Below are 2,499 nucleotides of genomic sequence, written 5' to 3'. Positions count from 1 at the left end.
GCTCTCGCCGTGCGGCGCGCTCTCGGCGGGCGGAAGGTGTTCGGGCGCGGGTGTTCCGACGGTGGTGGCGGGCCCTGTGTCCTTGGCGGGGGAGCGGTTGTCCGGCGCGCTCTCGCCGTGCGGCGCGCTCTCGGCGGGCGGAAGGTGTTCGGGCGCGGGTGTTCCGACGGTGGTGGCGGGCCCTGTGTCCTTGGCGGGGGAGCCGTTGTGCGGCTCGCTCTCGCCGTGCGGCGGCGCGAAGGCGCGGCCGACTGGTGCAGCGGGTGCGGCTTCGCTGCGCGGCGCAGGCGTCCCGCCGGCAGACGTGTCCTGGCTCTGCTGCTCCACATGGGAGGAGACCGCGGCCGCCTGGTCCGCCAGGGCCGTCAGCAGCGGCTCCGGAAGCCAGCCGTCCTTGGCCAGGGCCGCCGCCCCCTCCAGGGCCAGGGTGGCCGCGGCGCTGCCGGCCGTCGGGCGTGCTGCCGGGGACTTGGCCAGGCAGGAGGCCACGAGGTCGCGCAACCCCTCGGGGACGGCGGACAGTTCGGGCTCCGCGTCGGCGATGGCCGTGCCGCCGGCGAGCGGTGTCGTACCCGTCGCCGCGTACGCCAGCAGCAGGCCGAGGACGAAGATGTCGGACGCCGTGCCGGGCTTCTCGCCCGCGAGCTGTTCCGGAGTGAGGTAGCCGAGGCGTACGGACAGCTGTCCGCCGGGGCCCGCTTCGGCGTGGGCGGCCGCGCCCAGGGCGCCGAAGGCCGCGAGCCGGGGGCCGTCCGCCGCCAGCAGGACGGTCTGCGGGGCGAGGCCGTGCAGCACGGTGCCGGTGGCGTGCACCCGCGAGAGTGTCTCGGCGAGGCCCGCGCCCAGGGTGCGTACGGCGCGCTCCGGAAGCGGGCCCACGAGCGTGATCGCCTCGCCGAGCGTGATCGCCGGGACGTACGAGCCGGCCGTCCACAACGCCGGCCCGTCCGCGCCGGTGGCGACGGGTGCGAGGACCCAGCCGCCGCTCAGCCGTTCCGCGGTACGGGCCTCCGCCTCGAAGCGGTGCCGGAACGCGGGCAGCGCGGCCAGCCCGGGCCGGGCCAGGGAGACGACGACGGTGGCGCCGTCGGTCCCGGACCGCGCGAGGTACTGGACGGTGCTCGCGGTCTCCCGGAAGCGCGACAGCGTGTCGTACGGGCCGATGCGGGGTGGATCGCCGTCCTGCAACGGCTGCGGCGACTCCAACGGTTGCATCGGCTGCATCGGCGAACTCCCCCTTGGCGGTGCGGTGGGCTTGATCCTATTCGGCCCGCTTCGGCTTGGACCAGGGCCAGTTGAGCGTGCGCCGCTCCCGGCCGCCCGGGGCGTACTCGTACTTCCAGCCGCGCGGCAGCCCGAGCCGCTTGGTGTGGCCGGAGGGGACGCGGCGGTACGCGTACACGGTGGGTGGCCCGCCGTCGTCGTCGGGCACCGGCACCTCGTACCAGAGCGGAGGGTTGCCGGTGGGACCGACGAGCACGGGCAGTACCCGCCCGTCCAGGGGCCCGCCGACGAAGGGGGTGTTCTCGCTTTTCACCCGCCCAGTCTCGCTCAGGCCCGCGGTCACGTCTCTTCGCGCAGCAGGTGGCCCGCGTCTTCCAGGACGGGGATCACCCGGCGGGCCAGCGTCCCGACGGACCCCGACGGCCCCTCCATCGCCAGCAGCGCCCTGACGACGCCCGCGGTCTCCTCGTCGGTCGCGGCCGTCGCCGCCAGCAGGCCGATCAGATGGTCGACGAGCCAGTCCCGCAGCTCCCCGGCCGGCGGGCGCTTCTCCTCGTCGAGCCAGATCAGCGAAGCCGCCTCGACCGCGGCGATCCAGGTGCGGACCATCATCCGCAGCCGGGGTCCCGGGCCAGGGACACCGAGGTGGACGAGGATCTGCTCGGCGGCGGCGCGGCGCACCTCGTCCACGATCGCGCCGGTACGGGACGTCTCGGCGACGCTGCCGCCCTGGAGGAGGGCGCTGAACCCGGCGTCGTGTTCGTCGACGAAGACCAGATAGCGGTCCAGTACCCGGCCGAGGCGCTCGGTGGGAGGGCCGGCGGAGGGCTCGGCGAAGCAGAGCACGAGCGCGTCCGCGGAACTGCGCAGAGCGGCCTCGTACAACTGCTGCTTGCCGCCGGGGAAGTACCGGTACACGAGCGGCCGCGAGACTCCGGCGGCCTCGGCGACGTCGTCGAGCGACACCTCCTCGGGTGCCCGGTGCGCGAACAGCGTCAGGGCGGCGCGCAGGAGCTGGCTGCGCCGCTCCTCGACGCTGAGGCGCCGGTACGCGCGATTCGCGGCGGGAGCACTCGAGGTCATACCCGCAGCGTAACCGCCGCCCCCGCGCGCCCCACCCCGGAATCCCGGCCTCCGCCCCCGGGGCCGGGCCTCCTGTGTGTCGGTTCAGGCCAGCAGCCCCGAGCTCTTCCACAGCCTGCGGCCCGCCCCGCGCAGGCTGTATCGATGTGCGGCTCCGCCGCGTGGCGATCCCGTCCGTGGGACGGGGGCCGG

At 75.4% G+C, this 2,499-nt stretch carries 3 protein-coding genes; all 3 read right to left on the bottom strand.

The genetic code is table 11. The features are described from left to right. Nucleotides 1-1,224, bottom strand: a 1,224-nt coding sequence (locus tag ACWGI8_RS24490; protein WP_453663953.1) for a serine/threonine protein kinase, incomplete at its 3' end; no start/stop codon positions are given. A gap of 37 nt (nt 1,225-1,261) precedes the next feature. Continuing rightward, a complete protein-coding gene (locus ACWGI8_RS24485) occupies nt 1,262-1,537 on the bottom strand; it encodes a hypothetical protein (protein WP_453663951.1) in 276 nt (91 codons plus the stop codon). A 26-nt stretch (nt 1,538-1,563) separates the two neighbouring features. Then, the gene (locus tag ACWGI8_RS24480) at nt 1,564-2,307 is read right to left on the bottom strand and encodes a TetR/AcrR family transcriptional regulator (protein WP_453663949.1); all 744 of its coding nucleotides are present in this window, start codon (nt 2,305-2,307) and stop codon (nt 1,564-1,566) included. Nucleotides 2,308-2,499 lie beyond the last annotated feature (192 nt).

Source organism: Streptomyces sp. NPDC054841 (assembly GCF_053611045.1).
The sequence above is the reverse complement of the archived record's forward strand: the minus strand, read 5'-3'. Positions and strand labels throughout refer to the sequence as shown.

Bases quoted from the DNA above. Each gene is read 5' to 3' on its own strand.
- ACWGI8_RS24480 (WP_453663949.1), bottom strand. From the start codon at position 2,307: ATGACCTCGAGTGCTCCCGCCGCGAATCGCGCGTACCGGCGCCTCAGC.